General features: G+C 63.1%; 25 protein-coding genes. 16 read left to right on the top strand and 9 right to left on the bottom strand.

What is annotated here, in order from left to right; genetic code table 11:
- The first annotated feature begins 356 nt into the window (after nucleotides 1-356).
- The 5 genes from TZ03_RS24690 (at nucleotide 357) to TZ03_RS24670 (ending at nucleotide 3894) form a co-directional block, all read left to right on the top strand.
- Nucleotides 357-572 carry a DUF1127 domain-containing protein gene (locus TZ03_RS24690; protein WP_003256968.1) on the top strand — a complete coding sequence of 72 codons (216 nt, stop codon included), beginning with the start codon at nucleotides 357-359 and terminating at the stop codon, nucleotides 570-572.
- A 314-nt stretch (nucleotides 573-886) separates the two neighbouring features.
- Nucleotides 887-1204 (top strand): DUF2388 domain-containing protein, encoded by a 318-nt coding sequence (locus TZ03_RS24685; RefSeq protein ID WP_051101007.1) that lies wholly within the window; start codon nucleotides 887-889, stop codon nucleotides 1202-1204.
- An 88-nt stretch (nucleotides 1205-1292) separates the two neighbouring features.
- Nucleotides 1293-1586, top strand: coding sequence for a DUF2388 domain-containing protein (locus tag TZ03_RS24680; RefSeq protein ID WP_051101006.1), 294 nt, complete (start codon nucleotides 1293-1295; stop codon nucleotides 1584-1586).
- A 35-nt stretch (nucleotides 1587-1621) separates the two neighbouring features.
- Complete coding sequence (locus tag TZ03_RS24675) at nucleotides 1622-1942, top strand: DUF2388 domain-containing protein (RefSeq protein ID WP_012316830.1); 321 nt, start codon at nucleotides 1622-1624, stop codon at nucleotides 1940-1942.
- Entirely contained in the window at nucleotides 1939-3894 is a 1956-nt protein-coding gene (locus TZ03_RS24670; protein WP_051101005.1) for a DUF4105 domain-containing protein, read from the top strand. The genes TZ03_RS24675 and TZ03_RS24670 overlap by 4 nt, the downstream gene beginning before the upstream one ends.
- A gap of 125 nt (nucleotides 3895-4019) precedes the next feature.
- Here the strand turns inward: TZ03_RS24670 and TZ03_RS24665 are convergent, their stop codons facing one another.
- A complete protein-coding gene (locus tag TZ03_RS24665; RefSeq protein WP_051101004.1) occupies nucleotides 4020-4421 on the bottom strand; it encodes a GFA family protein in 402 nt (133 codons plus the stop codon).
- 267 nt (nucleotides 4422-4688) lie between these two features.
- Between TZ03_RS24665 and TZ03_RS24660 the strand changes: the two genes are divergently transcribed.
- From TZ03_RS24660 to TZ03_RS24620, 9 genes are all read left to right on the top strand, one after another.
- A complete protein-coding gene (locus tag TZ03_RS24660; RefSeq protein WP_051101003.1) occupies nucleotides 4689-5996 on the top strand; it encodes a CitMHS family transporter in 1308 nt (435 codons plus the stop codon).
- A 72-nt stretch (nucleotides 5997-6068) separates the two neighbouring features.
- Nucleotides 6069-6839, top strand: coding sequence for a TerC family protein (locus tag TZ03_RS24655; RefSeq protein ID WP_051101002.1), 771 nt, complete (start codon nucleotides 6069-6071; stop codon nucleotides 6837-6839).
- A gap of 286 nt (nucleotides 6840-7125) precedes the next feature.
- Nucleotides 7126-8784, top strand: coding sequence for a Na/Pi cotransporter family protein (locus TZ03_RS24650; protein ID WP_051101001.1), 1659 nt, complete (start codon nucleotides 7126-7128; stop codon nucleotides 8782-8784).
- A gap of 30 nt (nucleotides 8785-8814) precedes the next feature.
- Nucleotides 8815-10221 (top strand): M16 family metallopeptidase, encoded by a 1407-nt coding sequence (locus tag TZ03_RS24645; RefSeq protein ID WP_051101000.1) that lies wholly within the window; start codon nucleotides 8815-8817, stop codon nucleotides 10219-10221.
- Between the two features lie 144 nt (nucleotides 10222-10365).
- Nucleotides 10366-11388 carry a DUF5924 family protein gene (locus TZ03_RS24640; protein WP_013970335.1) on the top strand — a complete coding sequence of 341 codons (1023 nt, stop codon included), beginning with the start codon at nucleotides 10366-10368 and terminating at the stop codon, nucleotides 11386-11388.
- Between the two features lie 213 nt (nucleotides 11389-11601).
- On the top strand, nucleotides 11602-12735 hold the full coding sequence (locus TZ03_RS24635; protein WP_082056718.1) for an ABC transporter permease: 1134 nt from the start codon (nucleotides 11602-11604) through the stop codon (nucleotides 12733-12735).
- Complete coding sequence (locus tag TZ03_RS24630; protein ID WP_051100998.1) at nucleotides 12732-13523, top strand: ABC transporter ATP-binding protein; 792 nt, start codon at nucleotides 12732-12734, stop codon at nucleotides 13521-13523. Before TZ03_RS24635 ends, TZ03_RS24630 begins: the two co-directional genes overlap by 4 nt.
- A gap of 3 nt (nucleotides 13524-13526) precedes the next feature.
- Nucleotides 13527-14465: an MlaD family protein gene (locus tag TZ03_RS24625; RefSeq protein ID WP_051100997.1), complete on the top strand. Its 939-nt coding sequence runs from the start codon at nucleotides 13527-13529 to the stop codon at nucleotides 14463-14465.
- Nucleotides 14462-15079 (top strand): ABC-type transport auxiliary lipoprotein family protein, encoded by a 618-nt coding sequence (locus TZ03_RS24620; RefSeq protein ID WP_051100996.1) that lies wholly within the window; start codon nucleotides 14462-14464, stop codon nucleotides 15077-15079. The genes TZ03_RS24625 and TZ03_RS24620 overlap by 4 nt, the downstream gene beginning before the upstream one ends.
- Nucleotides 15080-15225: 146 nt before the next feature.
- Here the strand turns inward: TZ03_RS24620 and TZ03_RS24615 are convergent, their stop codons facing one another.
- The 6 genes from TZ03_RS24615 to TZ03_RS24590 form a co-directional block, all read right to left on the bottom strand.
- Entirely contained in the window at nucleotides 15226-16455 is a 1230-nt protein-coding gene (locus TZ03_RS24615) for a nucleoside recognition domain-containing protein (protein ID WP_051100995.1), read from the bottom strand.
- 309 nt (nucleotides 16456-16764) lie between these two features.
- Complete coding sequence (gene gltP / locus TZ03_RS24610) at nucleotides 16765-18093, bottom strand: glutamate/aspartate:proton symporter GltP (RefSeq protein WP_051100994.1); 1329 nt, start codon at nucleotides 18091-18093, stop codon at nucleotides 16765-16767.
- 745 nt (nucleotides 18094-18838) lie between these two features.
- The gene (locus tag TZ03_RS24605) at nucleotides 18839-19309 is read right to left on the bottom strand and encodes an inhibitor of vertebrate lysozyme family protein (protein WP_051100993.1); all 471 of its coding nucleotides are present in this window, start codon (nucleotides 19307-19309) and stop codon (nucleotides 18839-18841) included.
- Between the two features lie 2 nt (nucleotides 19310-19311).
- Nucleotides 19312-19473: a DUF1328 domain-containing protein gene (locus TZ03_RS29285; protein WP_003252966.1), complete on the bottom strand. Its 162-nt coding sequence runs from the start codon at nucleotides 19471-19473 to the stop codon at nucleotides 19312-19314.
- Nucleotides 19474-19513: 40 nt separating this feature from the next.
- Nucleotides 19514-19804 (bottom strand): hypothetical protein, encoded by a 291-nt coding sequence (locus TZ03_RS24595; protein WP_051100992.1) that lies wholly within the window; start codon nucleotides 19802-19804, stop codon nucleotides 19514-19516.
- 174 nt (nucleotides 19805-19978) lie between these two features.
- The gene (locus TZ03_RS24590; protein ID WP_051100991.1) at nucleotides 19979-20800 is read right to left on the bottom strand and encodes a BON domain-containing protein; all 822 of its coding nucleotides are present in this window, start codon (nucleotides 20798-20800) and stop codon (nucleotides 19979-19981) included.
- A gap of 211 nt (nucleotides 20801-21011) precedes the next feature.
- Here TZ03_RS24590 and algB point away from each other — a divergent pair, with 211 nt between their 5' ends.
- Nucleotides 21012-22358: a sigma-54-dependent response regulator transcription factor AlgB gene (gene algB, locus TZ03_RS24585; RefSeq protein ID WP_051100990.1), complete on the top strand. Its 1347-nt coding sequence runs from the start codon at nucleotides 21012-21014 to the stop codon at nucleotides 22356-22358.
- The gene (locus TZ03_RS24580; protein WP_051100989.1) at nucleotides 22355-24136 is read left to right on the top strand and encodes a KinB sensor domain-containing domain; all 1782 of its coding nucleotides are present in this window, start codon (nucleotides 22355-22357) and stop codon (nucleotides 24134-24136) included. The genes algB and TZ03_RS24580 overlap by 4 nt, the downstream gene beginning before the upstream one ends.
- Nucleotides 24137-24356: 220 nt before the next feature.
- Here TZ03_RS24580 and TZ03_RS24575 read toward each other — a convergent pair whose 3' ends face one another.
- Nucleotides 24357-25961, bottom strand: a complete 1605-nt coding sequence (locus tag TZ03_RS24575) for an EAL domain-containing protein (RefSeq protein ID WP_051100988.1) — start codon at nucleotides 25959-25961, stop codon at nucleotides 24357-24359.
- Nucleotides 25962-26062: 101 nt separating this feature from the next.
- On the bottom strand, nucleotides 26063-26851 hold the full coding sequence (locus TZ03_RS24570) for an N-acetylmuramoyl-L-alanine amidase (protein ID WP_051100987.1): 789 nt from the start codon (nucleotides 26849-26851) through the stop codon (nucleotides 26063-26065).
- Nucleotides 26852-26855 lie beyond the last annotated feature (4 nt).

Genomic DNA, 26855 nt, shown 5'->3' with positions numbered 1-26855 from the left:
AACCCGCTCCTACAAAGCTGTGCAAAACCCTGTAGGAGCGGGTTTACCCGCGAATGGGCCACAGCAGTCAAATTTTTCTGCCCAATATCCTCATCAACCATGAAATAAACTGTACTACTGTACTGGTTATTTCGAACCTTCCTCTCCCGAAAATCCTGCTCTTCAAGCCAAAGCGCACCAATAAAGTGCAGACCAGTACAGTTACGCCTATTTCGAGTGCAACAGTAGGGTTACACAGTTAACTGAGCCATCGTCTTTCAACTGAACTGTATCTACTGTTATGGACGACGAAGGAGGATCATGGGCACCAGTTAAATCACTACCTAATCCCGCCATAAGCGGAAGGATGAAACATCATGGAACGTACCCTCAGTTCCGGTCTGGTTTTTGAAAGCAACGCCCAGCAATCCAACGCTTCGCTGCCGCTGCGTGCCCTGTCTACCCTGCTGCTGTGGCAGCGTCGCATGGCCAGCCGCCGTCAACTGGCTCGCCTGGACGCCCGCCTGCTGGCCGACGCTGGTATCAGCGAGTCGCAGCGTTACGAAGAGCTGAGCAAGCCTTTCTGGCGCTAAGCACCGGCTTGCCGGCTGCGGCCGGCACCGCGAATTCCAAAAACCCGTTGCAGGTGACTGCGACGGGTTTTTTGTTTTCAGGGCGCGTACTAGAGCCCTTCGCAGAGCAACACATACAGTTCTGATGAAATCAAAATTCACCAGTACAGTTTATTCGCGCGCCGTTCATTTAACATCCAGATACATCAACGCGTGATACGCTTGGCTTAACAGTCTGGTAGAACCCACTGTTAAAAGTACCGCGACGAGCTGTGTGAGCGTCCGATAAGCAGAACCAGCAGAACCACCCGACCCTAGTCCAGGAGTCCACGATCATGTCCCGTACATACCTGATTGGCGCCGCTCTGATGCTGAGCCTGGCCGGCACCGCAAACGCCACCAGCTTCGTCGTCACCACTGACGCCGTCGTCGGCGCAGTGGCCGCGTCCACCGACGCCACTTCCGATGTTTCCTCTTCGTTCCGTGACGACAAGATCGTCCAGGCCGCTCGTGACGACGCCGCCAGCTTCGTTGGCAGCCAGGGCGACATCCGCGGCGCCAAGCTGGAAAGCGCTTTCCTGCACATCCGCTCGCAAATGCCCGCCCTGCAGGCCAGCGACGCGCAACTGGCCCAGGCCATCCTGGCGTTCTGATCCAGACTGAGCCGCCCAGCTGTGCTGGTCCACACCGGCACAGCCGCATCCACCCTTGCCATCCATGTTTCCAGCTGTTGTAGAGCCCATGCGTTATCTGTTGCCGTTGCTGTTCTCCGTTGTTGGCATGGCCAGCGCCAATGCCATGGATACCACCACGCAAGGTCTGGTCATCACCGGCTATGTCACCAGCCAGGTCACCACCGCACCGTTCGACCGCAAACTGGTCCGCCAGGCCCGCGACGATGCCGCCGCCTTCGTCGCCAGCGACGGCCAGATCCGCGGTGCGCGGCTGGAGGCGGCCCTGCAATCCTTACGTCACGATTGCGCCCGGCACAGCGTCGGCGACCTGGAACTGGCGCAGGCAATTCTCGTCCAATGACTACACCTGACTCCCTGTATTTTCGGAGATGCTCCATGCGTAAACCGCTGATTGCCGCTACCCTCGGCATGCTCCTGCTGGCCGACCTGGCCCAGGCACAGACCCTGGTGGCCACCAGCAATATCATCGTGCGTGCCTTTGGCCGTTCGATCGACTTCACCTCTGACACCACCACCTCGATCCGCGATTCCAAAGTGGTGCGTGAAGCCCACGACGACGCCGCCAGCTTCGTCGCCAGCAACGGTGACATCCGTGGTGCCCAGCTCGAGGCAGCCTTCAACACCTTGCGCGAACGCGTGCCCGAAGCGCGTGGCGCCAGCGACCAGGTACTGGCCGAAGCCATCCTCGCGCTGTGAACCGCGTGCGTGCCTGGCTGCTCGGCTGCGCCCTGACGCTGCTCGGCACACCCGCATTGGCCGGCCTGCAGCTTGAGCTGCAGGCATCCGGTCTCGACCCGCAACAGACCCAAGCCACCCAGGCCCTGCTCGACGAAGCCCTGGCCAAGCTGCCCCCTCGATTCAAGCAGCAGTTGGACCGCCGAGTGCGGGTCAGCTGGAGCGACAACATGCCCGCCGACGCCTATGGCCAGGCATCGTTGGTGTCCACCCTCGAGCTCAACCGCCGCCTGCTGCCCAGCCTCACCGATGGCAGCGCCGCCAGCGAGCGCACCCAGCGCCCGCATGGCACGGTGCGTGAAGAACTGCTGGCCACCGTACTGCACGAGCTCACCCATATCTACGACCGCGCCCGGCTGTGGCCCAGCGCCGAAAACTCGCTGATCGCCCGCTGCAAACGCCAGCAAGGCACGTTGGGCAAGGTGGGCCTGCCCGAGGAGTGCCGTGGCCAGGCCGAACGCCGCTTCACCCTCAGCGACGACCCGCGCCTGCTCGACCTGGCCGGCTGGCAGCAGTACGTAGGCCGCCGCGGCGAGCGCGAACAGCACAACGGCCAGTTCGTGCGCAGCCCCGACAGCTATGAACTGAGTAGCCCCAAGGAATACATCGCAGTCAACATGGAGTATTTCCTCCTCGACCCGAGCTACGGCTGCCGCCGTCCGGCGCTGAACCAGTACCTGCGCGAGCACTTCGGCTGGGCCCCGCAACAGGACACCTGCGCCAAGGGCTTGCCATTCATCAATGCCGGCAACGACTTCGCCCGCCAGCCACTGGGCGAAATCGACCCGGAGCGGGTCTATGAAGTGGACTACCTACTGGCCGAAGCCAACCAGAACCTGGTCAGCCGCTGGGGCCACAGCATGCTGCGCCTGGTGATCTGCAAACCAGGGCGCCCACGCGGGCCGGACTGCCGTCTGGACCTCGACCAGAGTCTGGTGCTGTCGTACCGCGCCTTCGTCAACGACGTGCAGCTGTCCAGCTGGGACGGCCTGGTCGGTGCCTACCCCTCGCGGCTGTTCGTGCTGCCGCTGGGCCAGGTGATCGACGAATACACCAAGACCGAACTGCGCAGCCTGGCCTCGGTACCCTTGAAGCTCAACCGCGACGAAATCGAGAACCTGGTGCGCCAGGCCGCCGAGATGCACTGGAGCTATGACGGCAACTACTGGTTCCTGTCCAACAACTGCGCGGTGGAATCGTTGAAACTGCTGCGCAGCGGCACCGCCAACCCGCGCCTGAACGACCTCGACAGCATCATGCCCAACGGCTTGCTGGCCGTGCTCAAGGGCAGGGGGCTGGCCGACACCAGCGTGCTCGACGACCCGCGCGAGGCGCTGCGCCTGGGCTACCGCTTCGACTCCTACCGCGACCGCTACCAGGCCATGTTCGAGGTGCTGAGGAAACAGCTGCCAATCAAGCAGGCCCAGGTCGAAGACTGGCTGGCCCTGGATGCCGAGCAACGCCGCCCGTGGTTCGCCCAGGCCGACCTGCGCACCAGCGCCGCCTTGCTGCTGCTCGAACAGGCCAGCTTGCGCCGGCAACTGCTGCTGGCCCAGGACGAAGTCAAGCAACGCTACCTGAATGCCGCGGCACGGAACGATGGCAGTGTCAGCAAGGCCGATGCGACCCTCAAGCAAATGCTCGCCAACAGCGGCTTCCTCAGCCGCCCGGCAGAGTTGCTCGATACCCAGGGCTACGGGCTGCCGCAGCCAGCGGAGCGCAAGCACCTGGAGCAGGTGAGCAGCGAGCGGCAGGCGCAGTTGCTGCGCTTGAGCACCAGCCTGGACAAAGAGGTGAGGGCGCTGCTGGAGCCTTCGCGGGCCAGGGAAATTGCCGCCGTCGAGGCCAATGTGAAGCAGATCGGTGAACATCTGCGAGCGCTGCACAAGGCTGCGGGTGGTCTGCAATTATGATGTCCGCTGCACCGGCCCTATCGCCGGCAAGCCAGCTCCCACAGTATCCCACTACCTTCAAGCCTGTAGTTATGCTGTGGGAGCTGGCTTGCCGGCGATAGGGCCAGCAGCACAAACATCATTCCTTAAAGGCTTTCCCCATCCTCTACCGGCAAATCCTCATCCAGATGCAGCCACGGCAACCGGCTACCCACCCAGATATGCCGATTTGCCCGCACCCGCTCCGGATGATCCAGCGTCGCCACCGTCACATCCACAGTCTCCGGGCTGTGCGTAGTCACCAGCGCCACATGCGCGCCACACTGCCCACAGAAGTAGCGGCTGCAACTGGCCGGCGCCACATAGCAGTTGGGCTGACCCGCCAGCCACCGAAACCCCGAGCGCGGCAGGGTGAGCCAGGTCACCACCAGCCCGCCGCTGACCCGCCGGCAGATCGAACAGTGGCAGTGGGCAATGTCCGTCAGGTCGCCCTCCAGCCGATAGCGCAAGGCGCCGCAGTGGCAGCCACCCTCGGTCACATCCTGCATCACCTACCTCTCGTCGCCTTTGCTTCAGCGAAAGCTGACTGAAAGCTTGCCCTCATAGGATAGCCCCACTACCGGCACGAGACCGGTCAGCCAGGGCACTCCGGTAAAAACCGCGCCCGGCCCAATCAACAACAACAATGGTGATTCTGATGTATTCCTGTACCCGCCTTCTCGCAGTCCCCCTCCGCATGCTCCCCGCGCAGCGCCAAACGCGCTGATCCGCCCGAATCGACGTTCCTTTCGCCGCGCCACGCCTGGAGTATTGCCATGCTGACCTTCCTCGGCTTTGCCATGGTCATCACCTTCATGTACCTGATCATGACCAAGCGCCTGTCGGCCTTGATCGCACTGATCCTGGTACCGATCCTGTTCGCCCTGTTCGGCGGTTTCTCCGCCAAGATCGGCCCCATGATGCTCGAGGGCATCAGCAAGCTCGCGCCTACCGGCGTGATGCTGATGTTCGCCATCCTCTATTTCGCCCTGATGATCGACTCCGGCCTGTTCGACCCGGCCGTGCGCAAGATCCTCAAGCTGGTCAAGGGCGACCCGCTGAAAGTCTCTGTCGGCACCGCAGTACTGGCCCTGGTGGTCTCGCTCGACGGTGACGGCGCCACCACCTACATGATCTGCTGCGCCGCCATGCTGCCGATGTACAGCCGCCTGGGCATGAGCCCGCGAATCATGGCCGGCCTGATCATCCTCGCCGGCGGGGTGATGAACATGACCCCCTGGGGTGGCCCGACCGCCCGCGCCGCCAGCGCCCTGCACGTCGACCCGTCGGACATCTTCGTGCCGATGATCCCGGCCATGCTGTTCGGCGTGCTGGCGATCCTGGCCATCGCCTACCTGTACGGCAAGCGTGAACGCGCCCGCCTGGGCGAGCTGCACCTGCCCACCGACGACATCGATCACAGTGAAATCACCGTATCGCAGTACCCGGATGCGCGCCGGCCAAAACTGCTGTACTTCAACGCTGCCCTGACAGCCGCCCTGATGGTCGCCCTGATCGCCGGCGTGCTGCCGCTGCCGGTGCTGTTCATGATCGCCTTCAGCATCGCCATGATCGTCAACTACCCGTGCCTGCAGCAGCAAAAGGACCGCATCGCCGCCCACGCCGGCAGCGTGCTGGCCGTGACCGGGCTGATCTTCGCCGCCGGCATCTTCACTGGCATCCTGTCGGGCACCGGCATGGTCGATGCCATGTCCAAGAGCCTGCTGGGAGTCATCCCCGAGGCGCTGGGCCCGTACCTGGCGGTGATTACCGCGATCGTGAGCATGCCGTTCACCTTCTTCATGTCCAACGACGCGTTCTACTACGGCGTGTTGCCAGTGCTGGCCGAAGCCGCCAGCCACTACGGCATCAGCCCGGTGGAAATGGCCCGTGCCTCGATCGTCGGCCAGCCGGTGCACCTGCTCAGCCCGCTGGTCCCTTCGACCTACCTGCTGGTGGCCCTGGCCGGTATCGAATTCGGCGATCATCAGCGCTTCACGCTCAAGTGGGCAGTGCTGGTGTGCCTGTGCATAATGCTCGCCGCACTGCTGATGGGGATTTTCCCGCTGTTCAGTAGTCTTTAATAAACACGTATCACCCTGACGCGATGCGCTCCTAGTCCGGGCGCATCGCCTTTACCGTTCGAAGGAAAACACATGGAATGGCTGACCAGCCCGGAAATCTGGGTTGCCTTTTTTACCCTCACCGCGCTTGAGATCGTCCTCGGTATCGACAACATCATCATGATCTCGATCCTGGTCAGTCGCATGCCCAAGCACATGCAGCCGCGTACCCGGATCTTCGGCCTGGCCTTGGCCATGGTCACCCGTATCATGCTGCTGCTATCGATCACCTGGGTCATGCGCCTTACTGCCGACCTGTTCGTGGTGTTCGGCCAGGGCATCTCCGGGCGTGACCTGATCCTGTTCTTCGGTGGCCTGTTCCTGCTGTGGAAAAGCTCGCAAGAGATCTACCACGGCCTGGAGGGCGAGGACGAGAGCGCGGAAGAGCCGAAAGGCGCGGGTGGCAAGTTCTTCTACACCATCATCCAGATCGCCATCATCGACATCGTGTTCTCGCTGGACTCGGTGATCACTGCGGTGGGCATGGTTTCCCACGTACCAGTGATGGTCGCCGCCATCGTCGTCGCCGTGCTGGTGATGATGCTGTGCGCCGGCGCCATCAGCGACTTCATCGACAAGCACCCGTCGCTGAAGATGCTTGCGCTGTCGTTCCTGATCGTGGTCGGGACCGTGCTGATCGCCGAAGCCTTCGATGTGCATGTGCCGAAGGGCTACGTCTACTTCGCCATGGCCTTCTCGCTGGCAGTGGAAGCCATCAACATCCGCATGCGCACCGCCTTGGCCCGCAAGGAAGGCAAAGAGCATGAGCCAGTGAAACTGCGCAAGGACATTCCGGGTCAATAAGATCAGGAAGTGCAGGACAACAAGGGCCCTTCGGGGCCCTTTTTCATGCCCACATTACTGAACACAGATCCTGAGGGTGGTGCGGTACCTGTGGGAGCGGGCGTGCCCGCGAAGAGGCCGGCACAGGAATCATTCATTTCACATGTATTTCAAATAAATGACCGCCATGCGAAGCTGGCGACAGCTGCGCAAAACAACTAAAGCTTTGAGTGAGCACTGAAAATTCTTCAAACGCTCACGCTTCTTCTCTTGGCCCACTGGGCCAATGCAACAGGGGGCTTTTGCCATGCTGACCCTGCTCAACCTGCTCTCGGCCGTTACCTTGCTGGTCTGGGGCACCCACATCGTGCGTACCGGCATCCTCCGGGTATTCGGTTCCAGCCTGCGCCGCATCATCAGCCAGAACATGAACAAGCGCCCGCTGGCGTTCATAGCCGGTATTCTGGTCACTGCCATGGTGCAGAGCAGCAACGCCACGGCCATGCTGGTCACCTCGTTCGTCGGCCAGGGCCTGATGGCCATGACCCCGGCGCTGGCGATCATGCTCGGTGCCGACGTGGGTACCGCGCTCATGGCCCGGGTGCTGACCTTCGATCTGTCCTGGCTGTCGCCGCTGCTGATCTTCCTTGGCGTGATCTTCTTCCTTTCGCGCAAGCAGACACGGGCCGGCCAACTGGGCCGGGTAGGCATTGGGCTCGGCCTGATCATCCTGGCATTGGAGCTGATCGTGCAGGCAGCCGGGCCCATCACCCACGCCCAAGGTGTGAAAGTGCTGTTCGCCTCGCTGACCGGCGACATCCTGCTCGACGCCCTGGTCGGCGCGCTGTTCGCCATGATTTCCTATTCCAGCCTGGCCGCCGTGCTGCTCACGGCAACGCTGGCCGGTGCCGAGGTAATCAGCCTGCCCGTGGCCATCGGCCTGGTGGTCGGCGCCAACATCGGCAGCGGGCTGCTGGCGTTCATCGGCACCAGCATGCAGAACGCCGCCGGGCGCCGGGTAGCCTTGGGCAGCCTGCTGTACAAGCTGATCGGCCTGCTGCTGATCATCCCCGTGCTGCACCCGCTGGTGGCATGGATGGACTCGCTGAGTTTCAGCCCGCAGGAGTTGGTCATCGGCTTCCACCTGCTCTACAACACGCTGCGCTGCCTGATCATGCTGCCTACGGTCAAGCCCATGGGCCGGTTGTGCAACACCCTGCTGCCCGAGCGGGAAACCGGCAACGGCCAGATGCGTCCGCGCCACCTCGATGCCTCGGCGCTGGAAACGCCCAGTTTGGCCCTGGCCAACGCCGCCCGCGAAACCCTGCGCCTGGGCGATATCGTCGATAGCCTGCTCGAAGCCATGCTCGGTGCCTTGCGCGGTACCCAGCCCGCCTTGCCACAGCAGGTCCGCGCCCTGGGCGAGGATGCCGAAGCCTTGTACAGCGCGATCAAGCTGTACCTGGCGCAGATGTCGCGCGAAGACCTCAGCGAGCAGGACAACCGCCGCTGGGCCGAGATCATCGAACTGGCGATCAACCTCAAGCTGGCCTGCGACTTGGTCGAACGCATGCTGCGCAAGGTCCAGCAGCAGAAAACCAGCCAGCGCCGAGAGTTTTCCCAAGTGGGCCTGCAGGAGCTGACCGGCCTGCAGGAACAGCTGCTGGCCAACCTGCGCCTGGGCCTGTCGGTGTTCCTCAGTGCCGACCCGGAAAGCGCCCGCTTGCTACTACGGGAAAAACGCCGTTTTCGCGCCCAGGAACGGCGCCTTGCCCACGCCCATGTCAGCCGCCTGCAACGCAAGGTAGTGCAAAGTATCGAGACGAGTTCGCTACACTTGGAGCTGATCGCCGACATGAAGCGGTTGAACTCTTTGTTCTGTAGCAGTGCCTATGTGGTACTGGGCGGCTCGGACACGGGCGGGCTAATGCTCGACAGCGTGCCGGACGAAGCCCGTCAGCCGTGATTTCGCCTACCAGAGGACCCAAGCTCGCCCATGCGTTGCCTGATGTTCGTTTGCCTGCTGATCTGCAGCCTGCCCTCATTCGCCCTCGACCGCTCGCGGGTGGAAGGCTACCTGCTGCCCAATGGCCTGCAGGTCATCCTGAAAAACGGCTACGAACGTGATCATGTGGCAATCCGCCTGGTGGTCGGGGTGGGCCTGGACGACTTCGATTGCGAGCAGAAAGAACTACCGCACCTGCTCGAACACCTGCTTTTCAGCGGCATCGACGAAACGGGCGAGGGCGGCCTGGAAGAGCGCCTGCAATCGCTGGGCGGCGAGTGGAACGCCTACACCAGCAGCGCCGACACCACCTTCGTCATCGAAGCCCCGGCGCGCAACCAGCGCAAGATCCTGGACCTGCTGTTGGCGGTGGTCCGCGATACCCGTATCGATGCCAAGGCCCTCGCCACGGCTAAAAGGATCATCGAACGCGAAGATGGCGGCCACTACGGCCACTTGCAGCGCTGGCTCGACCGTCAGGACATCGGCCACCCCGCCAGCGATCAGCTGGCCACCGAGCTGGGCCTGAAATGCCCCGAGCGCTCCAACCTCGACGACATGACCCTGGAACAGGTGCAGGCCTTGCGTGACCACTGGTACGCGGCCAACAACATGACCCTGATCATGGTCGGTGGCCTCGACCGCCTGCTACCCGCCTACCTGGAACGTACCTTTGGCGAGCTGCCCGCCAGCGAACCCGAAGAACGCCGCACCCTGGAAAGCATCACCCAGCAGGCCGAACAGCGCCGCGACCTGACCCGCGGCTGGCTGGGCGACAGCGTCAAACTGCACTGGCTGTTCATCGAGCCGGTGCTGGACAACGACCATCAAGCCACCCTCGACCTGCTGTCGCGCTACCTGGACTGGGCGCTGTACGACCAGTTGCGCCTGCGCAACGGCTTGTCCTACGGCCCGTCGGTGCAACGTGAAAGCTTTGGCGACAGCGGCCTGCTCAGCCTCAATGCCGACCTGGAGCGCGATGACATCGACAAGGCGATCAAGGTGATGCAGGCCTTGTTCGACCACCTGCGCAAGGAAGGCCTCGACCCGGAAACCTTCGCCCGCATCAAGGACGCCAGTGTTGCCAAGGAAAGCTGGAGCACCCAGGGCAACAGTGCCCTGGCCGACTACTACTGGGGCGCGCTGAACGACTATACCGACGGGCGTTTTGCCAACCCGGTGCGCAAGCTGCGCCAGGTCAGCCTGGAGCAGGCCAACGCAGCACTCAAGGAACTACTCAAGGAAGATGGCTATGTGCGCATCGAGAAACCGTTGCTTGGTTATGACGAGCTGTACGGGCTGGTCGCCTTGCTGTTAGGCCTGATCCTCGCCGCGGGCCTGTTGCGCTGGCGCCGGCATGGGCCGGAGCGGCCGAGTGGTGCTACACGGCAGCGCTGATTCGGCGGTATCCTTTTGCCAGTACCGGCCCTTTCGCGGGCTCGCCCGCTCCCACATTGACCGCGTTATCGCTGAACATTGTGGGAGCGGGCGAGCCCGCGAAAGGGCCAGCACTACCACCTCATCCTTTCTGTTGTAGCCCCAATGCCCCCAATACCCCGCATCGTCCAGCGCATCATCGAACTACTCAAACGCTACCCCGGCATCATCGCGCTCGGCGGTTTCCTTTCTGGCATCGGCAGCTTCATCCTGGTTGACCGCCAAGCCGGCCTGGCCAGCTGGGTGGCCGTGCTCATGCTGGTCAGCTGGGTCTGGCTGATGCTGGAAAACACCCTCACCGGCCTGTTCGCGCGCACCTTCAACCGCGAAATCCCGCAGCCATTGCTGCGCTACGCGACGCAGATGATTCACCAGGAATCGCTGTTCTTCGTCCTGCCGTTCTTCTTCATCACCACCACCTGGAACAGCAGCCAGCTGGTGTTCACCGGTTTGCTCGGTGCCGCCGGCCTGGTTTCGATCATCGACCCGCTATACTACAAGTGGCTGGCACCGCGGCGCTGGCTGTTCCTGGCGCTGCATACCCTGACCCTGTTCGCCGCCCTGCTGACCGCGCTGCCGATCATCCTGCACCTGACCACCGCGCAAAGCTTCAAGCTGGCCTTGATCGCGGCCATGGCCCTGTCGTTCCCCAGCCTGGCCAGCAGCTTCCCGATCAACACCTGGCGCCGTGGCGTGGCCCTGGTGCTGGTCACCCTGTCGGTCGGCGGCGGGGGTTGGCTGCTGCGCTCCTGGGTGCCACCGGCAACCTTGTGGATGACCGAAGTGGCGGTGAGTACCGAAGTGCTGAACCGCCAACCGGGCGAGTCGCTGGACGAAATTGCCGCCAGCCGCATACGCAGCAGCGGCCTGTATGCCTACACCGCCATCAACGCACCACGCGGCCTGAACGAGCGGATCTACCACGTGTGGCAAAAGGACGGCAAAGAGGTCGACCGCATTGCCCTGAACATCCATGGCGGGCGCAAGGAAGGCTACCGCGCCTGGACCCACAAGCAGAACTTCCCGCCGAACCCGGTGGGCAAATGGCAGGTGAGGGTGCTGACCGAGGATGGCCAGGTGATTGGCGTGCTGCGCTTCAAGGTGGTCGACGACGCCCCGGCGCAGTGATTGAAAAGGGGCTGCTTCGCAGCCCATCGCCGGCAAGCCAGCTCCCACAGATATTGCACAGGGCTTGCGGCCTATGCGGCCGAGGTGGGAGCTGGCTTGCCGGCGATGGGCCGCAAAGCGGCCCCAGGCTCCTGCAGCCAGCACATAATCACCAAACAGCCCATGCCCGCTACGCTATGATCAGCCCCTAAGCCTTAGCGCCGAGTCAATTGCATGGAGCCTATGACCCCCCCCAGCGCCACCCTGGACACCAGTAGCCAACCGCCTTGCCTGCGCATTACCGGTGACTGGACCCTGGCGCACTACGCCCGCCTCAAGCACGACAGCGAGCGCCTGCACGCGCAAACCGCCGCCGACACCATCGCCGACCTCAGCCAGCTGGGCCGCCTGGACACCGCCGGTGCCTCGCTGCTGGCCGAACTGCTCGGTTCCGAGCGCCTGTCGCACTGCACCCACGACCTGCCCGAAGCCAGCCGCGCGCTACTCAAGACCGTCTATTGCTCGGTCCAGGACTACTGCATCCCGGTCAAGGAACCCGAGCGCAACGTGCTGCTGTTGCTGCTGGAACGCATCGGCCGCGCCGTCGGCACGCTGTGGCAGGACACCATGCAGTTGCTCGGCTTCGTCGGCTTGATCCTCGAGACCTTGCTGCGCCGCGCCCTGCAGCCGCACCGCTGGCGCATCACCCCGGTCGTGGCCCACATCGAACAGACCGGCCTGGACGCCGCCCCCATCGTCGCCTTGCTGACCTTCCTGGTGGGCGCGGTGGTGGCCTTCCTCGGCGCCACGGTGCTGGCCGACTTCGGCGCGACTATCTTCACCGTCGACCTGGTGGCATTCTCGTTCCTGCGTGAGTTCGGCGTGCTGCTGACCGCCATCCTCATGGCCGGTCGCACGGCCAGCGCGTTCACTGCGCAGATCGGCTCGATGAAAGCCAACGAGGAGGTCGACGCCATCCGCACCCTGGGGTTGAACCCCATGGAGCTGCTGGTGGTGCCGCGGGTGCTGGCGTTGCTGATCGCACTGCCCTTGCTGAGCTTTGTCGCGATGATCTGCGGCATCGTCGGCGGCGCGGTGGTCTGCGCCCTGTCACTGGGCATCTCGCCCGCCATGTTCCTGTCGCTGCTGCAGAGCGACATCGGCGTGCAACATTTCCTCGTCGGCCTGGCCAAGGCACCGTTCTTCGCCTTCCTGATCGCGGCCATCGGCTGCCTCGAAGGTTTCAAGGTCAGCGGCAGCGCCGAATCGGTGGGGGCGCACACCACCTCGGCGGTGGTGCAGTCGATTTTCGTGGTCATCGTGCTGGACGCGGTGGCTGCCCTGTTCTTCATGGAGATGGGCTGGTGAGTGACCAGGAAGCCGTGATCGAGGCCCGTGGTATCTGCAACCGCTTCGGCCGCCAGAGCGTGCACGAAAACCTCGACCTGGACCTGTACCGCGGCGAGATCCTCGCCGTGGTCGGCGGGTCGGGCAGCGGCAAGTCGGTGCTGTTGCGCAGCATCATCGGCCTGCGCCGGCCCAACGAAGGGCAGATCAAGGTATTCGGCCAGGACCTGGCCGGCCTGCGCGAAGAACAGCGCTCACAGGTGGAACGGCGCTTCGGCGTGCTGTTCCAGAAGGGCGCTTTGTTCTCGTCGCTGACCGTCACCGAGAACGTGGCGTTGCCGTTGATCGAGCACGCTGGGCTGTCCCGCGCCGATGCCGAGCACCTGGCCGGCGTGAAACTGGCCCTGGCCGGGCTGCCGATCTCGGCCGCCGACAAGTACCCGGCCTCGTTGTCGGGCGGCATGATCAAGCGCGCGGCACTGGCCCGGGCCCTGGCACTGGACCCAGACATCCTGTTCCTCGACGAACCTACCGCCGGCCTGGACCCGATCGGCGCTGCCGCGTTCGACCAGTTGATCCTGACCCTGCGTGACGCCCTGGGCCTGTCGGTATTCCTCATCACCCACGACCTCGACACCCTGTACACCATTACCGACCGCATCGCCGTGCTGTCGCAGAAGAAGGTCCTGGTGGCCGGCCCGCTGGCCGAAGTCGAGCAAACCAACGACGCCTGGATTCAAGAATACTTTCACGGCCCACGCGGGCGCGCAGCCGAGCAGGCCGCCACTCGTGCGGGACAGGAGCGCTGAGCAATGGAAACCCGAGCCCATCACGTCCTTATCGGCCTGGTCACCGTCCTGGTGGTGAGCGGCGCCATGCTGTTCGGCCTGTGGCTGACCAAATCCAGTGTCGACGACGCCTTCAAAGACTACGAAGTGGTGTTCAACGAGGCTGTTTCCGGCCTGTCCCGCGGCAGCCCGGTGCAGTACAACGGCATCAAGGTGGGCGATGTGTCCACCCTGCGCCTGGACCCGAAAGACCCACGCCGGGTACTGGCACGGGTACGCCTGAGCGCTGACACCCCGGTGAAGGAAGACACCCAGGCCAAGCTGACCCTGGCCGGCGTCACCGGCAACTCGTTCATCCAGCTCAGTGGCGGCACGCCACAAAGCCCCGAGCTGAAGGGCAAGGACGGCAAGCTGCCGGTGATCGTCGCCTCGCCCTCGCCAATCTCGCGCCTGCTCAACGACAGCAGCGACCTGGTGACTAATATCAATCTGCTGCTGCACAACGCCAACCAGATGTTCTCCGAAGACAACATCGGCCACCTCAGCAGCACCCTGGCCAACCTCGACAAGACCACCGGCGCCTTCGCCGGCCAGCACGGCAGCATTGCCCAGGCCATCGAGCAACTGGTGCAGGTGGGCAAGCAGGCCAGCGCCACCCTGGCCGAAACCCAGGCACTGATGCGCAATGCCAACGGCCTGCTGGGCAGCGAGGGTAAACAGGCGATCGGCAGCGCCGAGCAGGCCATGCAGTCGCTGGCCACCAGCGCCGCCACTATCAACCGCCTGCTCGAAGACAACCGCGAAGCTATCGGCGACGGTGCCCAGGGCCTGAACCAGCTCAGCCCGGCCATTCGCGAGCTGCGCGAAACCCTCAACGCACTCAAAGGCATTTCCCGGCAACTGGAGGCCGACCCCAGCGGCTACCTGCTCGGCCGCGACAACAACAAGGAGTTCCAGCCATGAAACCGTCGCTGCGCCTACTGGCCTTGGCGGCCGCACTGAGCCTGGCCAGTGCCTGCTCGATCCTGCCGCAGAGCGAACCCGTCGACCTCTACCGCCTGCCGGTAAACCAGCCCAGCCGCACCGCGCCTTCGCTGGACTGGTCATTGCGCCTGAACAAGCCGCTGGCCAGCGAAGTGCTGGCCGGGCCACGGATCGCCGTGATTCCCCACGGCGACGTGGTCAGCAGCTACAAGGGTGCGCGCTGGAGCGATGCCGTACCGGTGCTGCTGCGCAACCGCCTGCTCGACGGTTTCCAGCGTGACGGCCAGGTGCAGCGCCTGAGCGCCGACGACAGCAACCTGCAGGCCGACTACGAGCTGGTCGGCGAGCTGCAGGCGTTTCAGAGTGAGTACCGCACGGACGGGACGGTAGAGGTGGTGATTCGCTATGACGCGCGGCTGGTGCAGGGCCGCACTCAACGCATTCTTGCCAGTAAACGCTTCGAGATCCGTCAGCCGCTGGCGGACAAGCAGGTGTCAGCGGTGGTTGTCGGCTTCGGCCAGGCTTGCGACCAGCTGACAGGGCAGGTGGTGGGCTGGACCATTGCCCAGGCTGGCAAACCTACCGCTCACTAAAGCCCAGCCCGCTTTTCTTGTGGGAGCGGCCTTGTGTCGCGAAAGGGCCGCAACGCGGCCCCAGGGTCTCAACATTAATGCAAATATTGCTGGGACCGCTTCGCGGCCCTTTCGCGACACAAGGCCGCTCTCACAATGCGACCGCATCAAGCAAAGAACCAGTAGCAGACGAAGATCGCCGCGACTACGCCTGAGAATTCGGCCAGCAGTGCGCAACCCACTGCATGGCGCACACGCTGGATACCCACCGCACCAAAGTACACCGCCAGCACGTAGAAGGTGGTTTCGGTACTGCCCTGAATGGTCGCCGCCACCAGCGCCGGGAAGCTGTCCACGCCATGGGTCTGCATGGTCTCGATCAGCATGGCCCGCGCCGCGCTGCCGGAGAACGGCTTGACCAGCGCGGTGGGCAGGCCCTCGACGAAGCGGGTGTCGAGGCCCATCCAGTTCACCGCATGGCGGATACCATCCAGGGCCAGCTCCAGGGCGCCGGAAGCACGCAGCACACCGACCGCCACCAGCATCGCCACCAGGTAGGGCAACAGGCTCTTGGCCACGTCGAAGCCTTCCTTGGCACCTTCGACAAAAGCTTCATACACCTTCACCCGCCTCAAGGCACCGATCACCAGGAACAGGATGATCACGCCAAACAGCGTGAGGTTGCCCAGGATCGACGACAGGCTGGCCAGCGCGGCTGCCGACAAGGTGCCGAGGAAAGCCATGAAGCCACCCAGCAGCAAGGCGCCGGGGATCAGGTAGGCGAGCACCACCGGGTCCCACACACGCAAACGCTGCATCACCGCTACCGACAGCAGGCCGACCACGGTCGAGACGCTGGTGGCCAGCAGGATCGGCAGGAACACCATGGTCGGGTCCGTCGCGCCTTGCTGGGCCCGGTACATGAAGATGGTCACCGGCAGCAGGGTCAGTGACGAGGCGTTGAGTACCAGGAACAGGATCTGCGCGTTGCTCGCCGTGATGCTGCTGGGGTTCAGCTCCTGCAGCGCGCGCATGGCCTTCAGGCCAATCGGCGTGGCGGCGTTGTCCAGGCCCAGGCCGTTGGCGGCGAAGTTCATGGTGATCAGGCCCAAGGCCGGGTGACCGGGCGGTACTTCCGGCATCAGGCGGGCGAACAGCGGGCCCAGGACCTTGGCCAGCCACTCGACGATGCCGGCTTTTTCGGCAATCTTGAGAAAGCCCAGCCACAGGGTCAGTGTGCCGAACAGCAACACCATCACCTCGACCGACAGCTTGGCCATGGCGAAGATGCTCTCGACCATTGCGGCGAAGATGCCAGCGTTACCACCTACCAGCCATTGGGCCAGGGCGGACACCGCCGCCACCAGGAAAAAGCCGAGCCAAAGGCCGTTGAGCATCCGTGTGTTCCCCCTGAAAAATGCCCGAATGATAGCGTATCGGGATGCATGGCTGGAGACTGCACGCCTGGCACAGGACTCTGTGGGGGTTTACCCTAAGCCAGTCAGTTAAGGTTTCTGCAGACTTTACTGGGGCTGCTCTGCAGCCCTTCGCGGGCACGCCCGCTCCCACAGGGACCGCGCATTTCCAAAGCTCAGCGCCAAACCTGTGGGAGCGGGCGTGCCCGCGAAGGGCCGCAAAGCGGCCCCAGGATCCCACAGACAACAAAAAGCCCCGACAGGTCGGGGCTTTTTGTTCACACATCAGGCTCAGCGCTTGACGGCTTCGCCAACCATGGCGGTTTCCTGCTTGCCGGCCATCAGCGAGGCGTAGTACTTCTCGCCCTTGGCGGCGTCGTACATGCCTTCCCAACGGGCGATGACCAGGGCTGCCAGGGCGTTGCCAACCACATTCAGCGCGGTACGGGCCATGTCCATGATGCGGTCGACACCGGCGATGAAGGCCAGGCCTTCCAGCGGGATACCCACGCTGCCCAAGGTGGCCAGCAGAACCACGAAGGACACGCCCGGCACGCCGGCGATACCTTTGGAGGTGACCATCAGGGTCAGTACCAGCAGCAACTGCTGGCTCCACGACAGGTCGATGCCGTACAGCTGGGCAATGAAGATGGCCGCGATGCTCTGGTACAGGGTCGAACCGTCGAGGTTGAAGGAGTAGCCAGTCGGCACCACGAACGAGCAGATCGACTTCGGCGCACCGTACTTCTCCATCTTCTCGATCACACGCGGCAGCACGGTTTCCGAGCTGGAGGTGGAGTAGGCCAGGATCAGCTCATCTTTCATGATGCGCATGATCTTGATCACCGAGAAGCCGAACACGCGGGCGACCAGGCCCAGCACCATGAAGGCGAAGAAGGCGATGGCGAAGTACACCAGCAGCACCAGCTTGGCCAGCGGCAGCAGCGAGCTGAATCCGAAGTTGGCCACGGTCACCGCGATCAGGGCGAATACGCCGATCGGGGCGTAGTTCATGATCATGTGGGTGACCTTGAACATGGTTTCCGAAACAGCCTGGAAGGTGCGCACCAGCGGGTCACGCAGCTCTGCCTGCAGGCTCGACAGGCCCAGGCCGAACATTACCGAGAAGAAGATGATCGGCAGCATTTCGCCACGCATCAGCGCTGCGAAGATGTTCGATGGGATCAGGTTGAGCAGGGTTTCGATGAACGCGTGCTCATGCTGCACTTCGGCCGCGGTGGCCTGGTACTTGGAGATGTCCACGGTACCCAGGGTGCTCATGTCGATGCCGGCGCCCGGGTGGAACAGGTTGGCCAGCACCAAGCCGACAACGATGGCGATGGTGGTCACCACTTCGAAGTAGATGATGGTCTTCAGGCCAATGCTGCCCAGTTTCTTCGCATCGCCAACCCCGGCGATACCCACGATCAGCGACGAAATCACGATCGGGACGACGATCATCTTGATCAGGCGAATGAAGATGTCACCAGCGGGTTGGAGGACGTTGCTGATCCACCATGCCTTTTCTGCACTGAAATGATTCAGTAGCGCGCCGATTGCAACACCCAGGACCAGACCGATGACGATCTGCCAGGCGAGGCTCAGTTTTGCCTTCTTCATGTCTTTACCCTTTGTTCTAGTGGTCATGGCACCCGACGGAAAAGCGCGTAACAGAGCCGTTGGCTAGGTCACGAGCAGTACAAGCTTGCGTCCGGCGACTTCATGTAAGGACACCGCAGGCGAGCGACAGGACGCTCTGGCCGGCGAAAAAGGCGGCAACTATTGCGATGGCAAAGGGGGAAAGCTAATGCCTGAACAGCATGACCCATGCCGTTTATGCATACTGTTTCAAGCCAAAACGGAGGGTTTGCAAGTGCTTGATTTATAACGTTCGGAATCCCGAACAAGACCAAACCGCCATATTTCGGCAGATTTGACGGGGTAAAAAGGACGCGGAAGATGGCCTGTTCGACAATCCGAATGGCTGAAATGTCACTTGTACAAGCACGGCGAGGGTCGAAAAAAAATTGATGTACGGTCGAGACAAAATGTGTCCCGAGGGAGAAATCGCGCAAGGTGAGAGACGTTTCCTACATGGCGCCTCGGAAGTCAGGTCTGGTTCGGTATCCCTGTGACACCGCCGACCTGATACTTCCGATTTTGCCTTTCCTGACCCGGCCCAACGCTGGAGGCACTCCCTGTACCCCTAGGCCACTCCGATCCTGCAACAATCAGAACAGCCCGGCCCCTTGGTCATGTGCTGCCCCTCCTCGGGGCGGCGCATCATAGAAGGCTGAAATATAGAAAGGTTCAGCTTCTATTACGTGACAGTGGATGACCTTTCATCGATACCGGCAGCGCAGGCTCAGTACCAGTTCGGGTCACGCTTGAGCTGCTCCTGCAGCATCGCCTTCATGCCATCGTCCGGCTTACCCAGCCAGCGGTACTGCGCATGACGGGTGGGCGACTTGTCGCTCGGCAAGCCTTCGGGTACCTCCACGAGCATCCCGTAGGCATCGTCCTTGTCCCAGCTGAAGGCCACGATCAGGCGCTTGTAGGTGCAGTTGTCCTGGGCCTCGCACAACGGGCCGACCAGGTATTTGTCACCGTCTTCGGTAACGGCAGACATCTGCTGCTGGGCACTACCGGTCAGATTGACCACCCAATCGGGCAGGCGTTCCTCGCCTTTGATCGTGTCCTGCCAGGTTTCCCGGTAGTCCGGGTCCGAGCCAAGCAGTTGGTCGACCCGGACCTGGCCGTCATTGGCCGCCATCGCCGCCGCACTGCCACCCAGTAACAGGGCGGCAGCCAGGGCTGTACAAAGCTTCCTGCTCATCTTCAACCTCGTCCACGTCCAAAGAAGAAGGAGGCTACGAACAGCACCAGGAAGACAATGAACAGGATCTTCGCGATACCCGTGGCAGCGCCCGCGATACCACCGAAGCCCAGTACGGCGGCGACAATGGCGATGATGAGGAAAGTGATAGCCCAACTCAGCATGGTGGTTCTCCTTTCTTTTCGGAATGGGTCCGGCCTGAGGTCAGAAGACCCAGCGCTCCTGGGGCACGACATTTTCCAGGGTGGCCGGTGAAGCAGTGGCCTGGCCGCCCGGCAGTGGGTCAGCGGCCTTGACCAGGGTATTGGCACGGGTTGCCTGAATCTGGGTCAACAGGGCGGTCTGCGCCGCCACTTGCTCGGTCAGGCGTGCGGTCTGCCAGCTGTAATAGAAGAGGCCTGCGGCCAAGGTCAGCAGCAGCGCCATGCCGAGTGACAGCAGCTGACGCAAGGGCAGTGCGGCGTTCTGCGAGCGGTTGACGGATTGGCGGTTCATGCCGGCTCCTCCTGCTGTAATTTTTGTTCAACCCTGAACAGGTGGTTGCAGCCTGCATGCCAGCCTTTAATTTCAAATAAAATCCTTTTAAATCATAAAGTTATGATATTTCCGCAAAACCGCTGAGGACGTATCCTGCACGATGCCGCCCAGGCCGTCGTGCGAATTGCACGATCAGCCCTCGACCTTGGTCGCCACCTTGAGCATGTCGGCATCCACCCCGCGCACGCCGATGATCTGCCGGGCAATCTCCACGGCGATGGTTTTCTGCTCAGGGCTGACCACCTCGCCCGACAACCGCACCAGGCCCTCTTCACTGGCCACTTTCAGGTTCAGGCCATCGAGGTTGCGGCTGAACCGGTAGCTGTTCTGGATCTTGTCGATGATCCAGCTGTCGCTCGGTTGCGGCCCGACCGGTGTTCCCACCGGGGTTTCCCGGGCCTTGGCCATGGCGGCGGTATCGAGGCTGACCAGGTTGTTGACCAGGTGCACACCCTCGGTGGTACGCGCCAGCACGCCCGCCAGCTCCTTGGCTTCTACACTGTCGACCTTGCCACGCAGGGTCACCACGCCTGCGCTGCTTTGTACTTCTATAGGCGCCTTCTCGGTGATGCGGCTCCACAGCAGCCGCGCACGAATCACCGCGGCCAGGGTGGCGTCTTCCAAGCGCTGGGCGTAGGCACGCAGCTCCAGCGGGCGCTCCACCAGTTGGGCGTTGACCTGCAGCTGGTTGTCCACCTGCTCGATGCCGCGGGTGGCCAGGGCGACATGCTCGGCCAACTGGCGCTCGACTTCGCTCTCGACCTCACCGGAAAGCCGTGCCTGCTTGCCGTCCACCGCAACCTCGATACGGAACGGGTTGAGCATGCGGTTCAACGACAGGGCTGTTTGCAGGGCACCTTGCAGGCGAGCGTCCTGCACCGGATCGGCGAATGCCGGCGTGCACAGCGGCAGCAAAGCGGCCGCCAAAACGACGGTACGGATGAAAAAGGACATGGCAGTGCCTCCTTTTGTAGGCAAAAGCTGAAAATCGTCGCAACCAATGTGCCACCGCGTGGCTCTAAGGAAATCATCGGCATATCGCGGCCTTCAGCCGTCGATTGGCCATTGGCTAGCATGCAAAGGACAGAATCCTTCAGAATTGACCATGCAACTTGCCCGATTTTTCCCACACTAATTGAAGATCTATCCCTAAGGAGCGTAGGAAATGGAATCAGCCCAGGACAACCAAGGCCGCATTCTGCTGGTGGATGACGAGTCCGCGATCCTGCGCACCTTCCGTTACTGCCTGGAGGACGAGGGCTACAGCGTGGCCACGGCCAACAGCGCCGCCCAGGCCGAAAGCCTGTTGCAGCGCCAGGTGTTCGACCTGTGCTTCCTCGATTTGCGCCTGGGCGAGGACAACGGGCTCGACGTGCTGGCGCAGATGCGTATCCAGGCCCCGTGGATGCGGGTGGTGATCGTCACTGCGCATTCGGCGATCGACACGGCGGTGGACGCGATCCAGGCTGGCGCCGCCGATTACCTGGTCAAGCCATGTAGCCCCGACCAGTTGCGCCTTGCCACGGCCAAACAACTGGAAGTGCGCCAGCTTTCTGCGCGCCTGGAAGCCCTGGAAGGCGAGGTACGCAAACCCAAGGACGGCCTCGACTCGCACAGCCCGGCGATGATGTCCGTGCTGGAAACCGCCCGCCAGGTCGCCACCACCGACGCGAATATCCTCATCCTTGGCGAGTCCGGCACCGGTAAAGGCGAGCTGGCCCGAGCCATCCATGGCTGGAGCAAGCGTGCGCGCAAAGCCTGCGTGACCATCAACTGCCCGTCGCTGAACGCCGAGCTGATGGAAAGCGAGTTGTTCGGCCACACCCGCGGCGCTTTCACCGGCGCCAGTGAAAGCACCCTGGGGCGGGTCAGCCAGGCCGACGGCGGTACCCTGTTCCTCGACGAGATCGGCGATTTCCCACTGACCTTGCAGCCCAAACTACTGCGCTTCATCCAGGACAAGGAATACGAACGCGTCGGTGACCCGGTCACCCGCCGCGCCGATGTGCGCATTCTGGCCGCCACCAACCTCAACCTCGAAGAGATGGTGCGCGAAAGCCGCTTCCGCGAAGACCTGCTGTATCGCCTGAATGTCATCACCCTGCACCTGCCGCCCCTGCGCGAGCGCAGTGAAGACATCCTGACCCTGGCCGACCGTTTCCTTGCCCGTTTCGTCAAGGAATACTCCCGGCCCGCCCGTGGGTTCAGTGACGAAGCGCGCACGGCCCTGCTCAACTACCGCTGGCCCGGCAACATTCGCGAACTGCGCAACGTGGTGGAGCGGGCCAGTATCATCTGCCCGCAGGAGCGCGTGGAAATCAGCCATCTGGGCATGGGCGAACAGCCCACCGGCAATGCCCCGCGCGTCGGTGCCGCCCTGAGCCTGGATGAACTCGAGCGCGCCCATATCGGTGCCGTCCTGGCTGCCAGCGACACCCTGGACCAGGCCGCCAAGACCTTGGGCATCGATGCCTCCACCCTGTACCGCAAGCGCAAGCAGTACAACCTATGAAGTGGCCACCGATGAAGCTGCGCACGCGGCTTTTCCTCAGCATCTCGGCGCTGGTCACCGTGGCCCTGCTCGGCCTGCTGCTGGGCCTGGTCAGCGTGCTGCAGATGGCCACGGTGCAACAGAAGCTGGTGCGCGATACCACCCATGCCCTGGAAGTGGGGCTTAAGTTGCGCCAGAACCTTGGTGAACAGTTGACCCTGATCCTCGATGAAGACACCGCCCCGGAAAACCTGCGGCTACTGCAAGACACCTTCCAGGCCCTGCTCACGCAGGGGCTGGAGCAAGGCGGCGAGCGCACCGGCTTCAGCAAGGCCAGCAGCAACTACCAGGCCTTCCTCCAGGCCTACCGCGACAGCCCTGCGCCCGCCCGCAGCATGGGTGTCGAGCAACCGCTGGGAGCCGCGTTCAACCAGGTCCGCATCGACCTGATCGATTCCCACAGGCAGGCTCTGGAACACATCACCCGCAGCGAGGAACATACCCGTGACCGCGCCCTGCTGGTCAGCGGTGTACTCGGCCTGATGGGCCTGGTGGTGCTGGTACTGGGCTTCGTCACCGCACACAACATCGCCCGGCGCTTCGGCCAGCCGATCGAAGCCCTGGCCAAGGCGGCCGACCAACTGGGCAAAGGCAATTTCGACGTCACCCTGCCAGTCACCCAGGCCACCGAACTGAACCAGCTGACCCGCCGCTTCGGCCTCATGGCCGATGCCTTGCGCAAGCACCAGGCCACCAACGTCGACGAACTGCTGGCCGGCCAGCAACGCCTGCAGGCCGTGCTGGACAGCATCGACGATGGCCTGCTGATCATCGACCGCCAGGGCTGCCTGGAGCACCTGAACCCGGTAGCGCAGCGCCAGCTGGGCTGGAGCGACAGCCGTGTGGGCAGCAGCCTGGCCGAGGCCCTGCAGCGCCCGGAGCTGGAGCAACAGCTGCGCCAGGTACTACGCGGCGGTAGCCTCGACCGCCCGCCGGACGACCTGAACATGGAGGTCGATGAAGAAACCCGCCTGCTCACCTACAGCCTGACCCCGGTCAGCCACCCGCAAGGGCCGATCCTCGGCGCGGTGATGGTGCTGCACGATGTGACCGAGCAACGGGCCTTCGAGCGTGTGCGCAGCGAGTTCGTGCTGCGCGCCTCCCACGAGCTGCGTACCCCCGTAACCGGCATGCACATGGCCTTTGGCCTGTTGCGCGAGCGGGTCAAGTTCCCGCCCGGGGCGCGCGAGAACGACCTGCTGGAAACCATCGGCGAGGAAATGCAGCGTCTGACCCAGTTGATCAACGACCTGCTCAACTTCTCCCGCTACCAGAGTGGGCTGCAGAAGCTCGACCTGGCCCCCTGCGCCATCGACGAGCTACTGCAGCGCGCGCAACTGCGTTTTGCCGAGCAGGCTGCGCACAAGCAGATCGAGTTGGTCAAAGCACTGGAACCGCCGCTGCCACGCATCCAGGCCGACGTCGCCCAGCTTGACCGGGTGCTGGACAACCTGCTGCACAATGCCATCCGCCATACCGCCCGCGGCGGGTGTATCCGCCTGCATGCACGGCGGCATGCGGAACGGGTGATCATCAGCGTCGAAGACAACGGCGAGGGTATTGCCTATGGGCAGCAGGGGCGCATCTTCGAACCCTTCGTGCAGGTAGGCCGCAAGAAAGGTGGCGCGGGGCTGGGGCTGGCGTTGTGCAAGGAGATCGTGCAACTGCATGGCGGGCGCATGGGCGTGTTCTCCCGGCCAGGGCAGGGGACCCAGTTCTACATGGCGCTGCCGGTTTGATATCTGGCCAGACCTGCAATCTCTGTGTGTGGGAGCGGCCTTGTGTCGCGAAAGGGCCGCAAAGCGGCCCCAGCAATTTGAGCAGTGCTGCAAAAATCCCTGAGGCCGCTGCGCGCCCTTTTCGCGACACAAGGCCGCTCCCACATGTACATCATGAGCCCTAAACCTGTGCAGTACCTGTGGGAGCTGGCTTGCCGGCGATGAGGCCAGTGCAGGCCACTCAATGCTCAACCCGCCGCGGCAGTCGCCCGCGGGTCACCAGCTCGGCAAACTGCCGGGCGTTCAGCGGCCGGGCAAACAGCCAGCCCTGGCCATAATTGACCCCTTCGCTGTTGAGCAGCTCCGCCTGGTCTTCACATTCGATGCCTTCGGCAATCACCCTCAGGTGCAGGTCATGGGCCATGCGGATGATATGCGGGGCAACACCGCTACTGGCAGCGTCATGCCCCAGGGCATCGATGAATGCCTTGTCGATCTTCAGGCAGTCCACGGGCAGGGTCTGCAGGTAGGCCAGGCTGCAATAACCAGTGCCGAAATCGTCGATCAGCACCTGATGCCCCACCGCGCGCAACGCCTGCAGGTTGTCGCGGGCCACCACTACATCGATCAGGCCGCGCTCGGTCACCTCGAACGCAATCTGGCTGGCCGCCACCCGATGCAGGGCCAACAGGCGCGCAGCTACCCGGCCAATACGCGGCACCATCACGTCGCATGCCGCCAGGTTCACCGAAATGTACAGGTTGGGGTGCGAGCGCAGCAGTTGCCCCAGCTGTTCGAGCACACGCTGCAGGACAAAGTCGGTAATCTGGCGAATCTGCCCGGTGTTCTCGGCAAGCGGGATGAACAGGTCCGGGCTGGTCAGGGTGCCATCCGGGCGTCGCCAACGCACCAGAGCCTCGGCCCCCACACAGCGCCGGCTGTCGAGCTCGAAGATAGGCTGGTAGAGCACCTGCAGCTCCCCACGGCGCAAAGCATGCTGCAACTCCGAGCTCATCGACCGCCGTTGCAGGATCAGTTGCAGCACCAGCCAGCCGATGCAGCAGGCCGCCAGCACACTGCCAGGGAACAGCAACCAGAGCATGCCGTTCATCCTCAGGGGCAAGCTTGCCCGTGGGGCAATCAACACCAGTTGGTAATCCGGCGACTTGGTCGGCATTCGGTAGATCAGCCGATCGCTGAGCTCCAGCAGCGACTTGTTGCTCGTCGACCAGGCCGAAGGCGGCGGCCACACCTGCGGCGGGCCCAGCACCGGGATGGCCCGGGCGCCGTTGTCCAACACCACCACCAGGCTGCCGCCCGGGGGCAGGTCTACCACGTCGGTCAGGTGCCCGCGGGAGGTGGAAACCAGAAACTTGCCCCGCCCCAGCATGAGCGCGGCCAGGTTCTCGTTCGGTTCAGTCGTGGTGTTCAGCCAGTAGCTGTAGGTCGGGCCTTGGATGTCGGGTGCCCGCCGCGGTACGAACGCCCGCTCATCGCCGCGGTTGGAGCAGGCGACATCGCCATCCACGTAAGCGGCTTCATAAATGAAGCGCGAGCTCAGGCCAACCTGCTGCAACGCCGCCAGCATCGCCGGGCTGCAACCGCGCAAGGGCTGCGCCTGCAGCAGGTCGACCCCTTCGCGCAACTGGCCGAACACCTGCTCGAGGCGGTCGAGAAAACGCTCGCCCTGGGCGTTCATCTGTTCGCTTTCGCTTTGTTTCGCCTGTTGCAGGGTTATACCGATGCTGGCGGAAAGCAACAGTGCGGCGCAGGCCAGTGCTGTCAATGTAGCCAGCATCCAGGGGCGGTAAAAAATTTGGCGCAGCGTGGCGATGATGGCAGGCATCGAAGGCATCCAGTTGATTACTAAGGTATAGCAACTGAATCAGGAATCACCCTCGCCGTTTGGCGCCTCGGAGGGCACGAACTGCGCAGCCCGGCCCGCCCTCAACGCATCCGATTGAGCACCTGCAGCATCGCCGCCGTCTGCGCATCAGGCATGCCGTCGAAACGCTGCGGGCGGAAACGCATCTGGAACGCGGCGATCACATGGCGGGTGGCCACGTCCAATACGCCGGTCTGTTCGATCGCATAGCCAAACCGCGCCAGTTCCTGCTGGTACCAGCCAATGCTTGGCGGGTTGACGCTGAAATAGGCCTGTTGGCGCGCCACTGCATTGGCATCTGGCCAGATACCCAGCCCGGCATCGGCCAGGCGCTTCCACGGGAACAACGGCCCCGGATCCAGCTTGCGCAGCGGTGCGATATCGCTGTGGCCGATGATATGCCGTGGTTCGATGTTGTTACGTTTGACGATGTCCTTGAGCAGCGCGATCAGCGACTGGACCTGGGCTTCGCTGTAGGGGTACCAGACACGACCATTGGCGGTTTCCTCGAACCCGGGGTTGACTATCTCGATGCCAATGGAGCTTGAATTGAGCCACGTACGCCCTTGCCACTGGCTGTCACCGGCATGCCAGGCGCGCCGATTTTCGTCAACCAACTGGTAGACGGTGGCCGGGCCGTCTCCGATCAGGTAGTGGGCGCTGACTTCACCATGGGTGAGCAGCGCTAGCGAACGCTCCAGCGAAGCATTGGTGTAGTGCAGGACAACGAACTGGATGCGGTTGTCCTGGTTGGCCGAAGGGTGGCTGCGGTCGATGCGCAGGCCTGTCGAGCAACCAGCGACAGACAACAGCAAAAAGCAGATCAGTGTTTTTTTAAGCGTGGAAAGCACGTCA

Origin of the sequence: Pseudomonas sp. 10-1B (assembly GCF_000935045.1) — a bacterium.
GTDB lineage: Bacteria > Pseudomonadota > Gammaproteobacteria > Pseudomonadales > Pseudomonadaceae > Aquipseudomonas.
The sequence above is the reverse complement of the archived record's forward strand: the minus strand, read 5'-3'. Positions and strand labels throughout refer to the sequence as shown.

What these genes read in the sequence shown, in the direction of transcription:
- TZ03_RS24625 (WP_051100997.1), top strand. Translation starts at nt 13,527, where the DNA reads ATGGAAACCCGAGCCCATCACGTCCTTATCGGCCTGGTCACCGTCCTG.
- gltP (WP_051100994.1), bottom strand. Translation starts at nt 18,093, where the DNA reads ATGAAGAAGGCAAAACTGAGCCTCGCCTGGCAGATCGTCATCGGTCTG.
- TZ03_RS24620 (WP_051100996.1), top strand. Translation starts at nt 14,462, where the DNA reads ATGAAACCGTCGCTGCGCCTACTGGCCTTGGCGGCCGCACTGAGCCTG.
- TZ03_RS24680 (WP_051101006.1), top strand. Translation starts at nt 1,293, where the DNA reads ATGCGTTATCTGTTGCCGTTGCTGTTCTCCGTTGTTGGCATGGCCAGC.
- TZ03_RS24575 (WP_051100988.1), bottom strand. Translation starts at nt 25,961, where the DNA reads ATGCCTGCCATCATCGCCACGCTGCGCCAAATTTTTTACCGCCCCTGG.
- TZ03_RS24655 (WP_051101002.1), top strand. Translation starts at nt 6,069, where the DNA reads ATGGAATGGCTGACCAGCCCGGAAATCTGGGTTGCCTTTTTTACCCTC.
- TZ03_RS24580 (WP_051100989.1), top strand. Translation starts at nt 22,355, where the DNA reads ATGAAGTGGCCACCGATGAAGCTGCGCACGCGGCTTTTCCTCAGCATC.
- algB (WP_051100990.1), top strand. Translation starts at nt 21,012, where the DNA reads ATGGAATCAGCCCAGGACAACCAAGGCCGCATTCTGCTGGTGGATGAC.
- TZ03_RS24640 (WP_013970335.1), top strand. Translation starts at nt 10,366, where the DNA reads ATGCCCCCAATACCCCGCATCGTCCAGCGCATCATCGAACTACTCAAA.
- TZ03_RS24645 (WP_051101000.1), top strand. Translation starts at nt 8,815, where the DNA reads ATGCGTTGCCTGATGTTCGTTTGCCTGCTGATCTGCAGCCTGCCCTCA.
- TZ03_RS24690 (WP_003256968.1), top strand. Translation starts at nt 357, where the DNA reads ATGGAACGTACCCTCAGTTCCGGTCTGGTTTTTGAAAGCAACGCCCAG.
- TZ03_RS24605 (WP_051100993.1), bottom strand. Translation starts at nt 19,309, where the DNA reads ATGAGCAGGAAGCTTTGTACAGCCCTGGCTGCCGCCCTGTTACTGGGT.
- TZ03_RS24660 (WP_051101003.1), top strand. Translation starts at nt 4,689, where the DNA reads ATGCTGACCTTCCTCGGCTTTGCCATGGTCATCACCTTCATGTACCTG.
- TZ03_RS24650 (WP_051101001.1), top strand. Translation starts at nt 7,126, where the DNA reads ATGCTGACCCTGCTCAACCTGCTCTCGGCCGTTACCTTGCTGGTCTGG.
- TZ03_RS24665 (WP_051101004.1), bottom strand. Translation starts at nt 4,421, where the DNA reads ATGCAGGATGTGACCGAGGGTGGCTGCCACTGCGGCGCCTTGCGCTAT.
- TZ03_RS24675 (WP_012316830.1), top strand. Translation starts at nt 1,622, where the DNA reads ATGCGTAAACCGCTGATTGCCGCTACCCTCGGCATGCTCCTGCTGGCC.
- TZ03_RS29285 (WP_003252966.1), bottom strand. Translation starts at nt 19,473, where the DNA reads ATGCTGAGTTGGGCTATCACTTTCCTCATCATCGCCATTGTCGCCGCC.
- TZ03_RS24595 (WP_051100992.1), bottom strand. Translation starts at nt 19,804, where the DNA reads ATGAACCGCCAATCCGTCAACCGCTCGCAGAACGCCGCACTGCCCTTG.
- TZ03_RS24615 (WP_051100995.1), bottom strand. Translation starts at nt 16,455, where the DNA reads ATGCTCAACGGCCTTTGGCTCGGCTTTTTCCTGGTGGCGGCGGTGTCC.
- TZ03_RS24590 (WP_051100991.1), bottom strand. Translation starts at nt 20,800, where the DNA reads ATGTCCTTTTTCATCCGTACCGTCGTTTTGGCGGCCGCTTTGCTGCCG.
- TZ03_RS24635 (WP_082056718.1), top strand. Translation starts at nt 11,602, where the DNA reads ATGGAGCCTATGACCCCCCCCAGCGCCACCCTGGACACCAGTAGCCAA.
- TZ03_RS24685 (WP_051101007.1), top strand. Translation starts at nt 887, where the DNA reads ATGTCCCGTACATACCTGATTGGCGCCGCTCTGATGCTGAGCCTGGCC.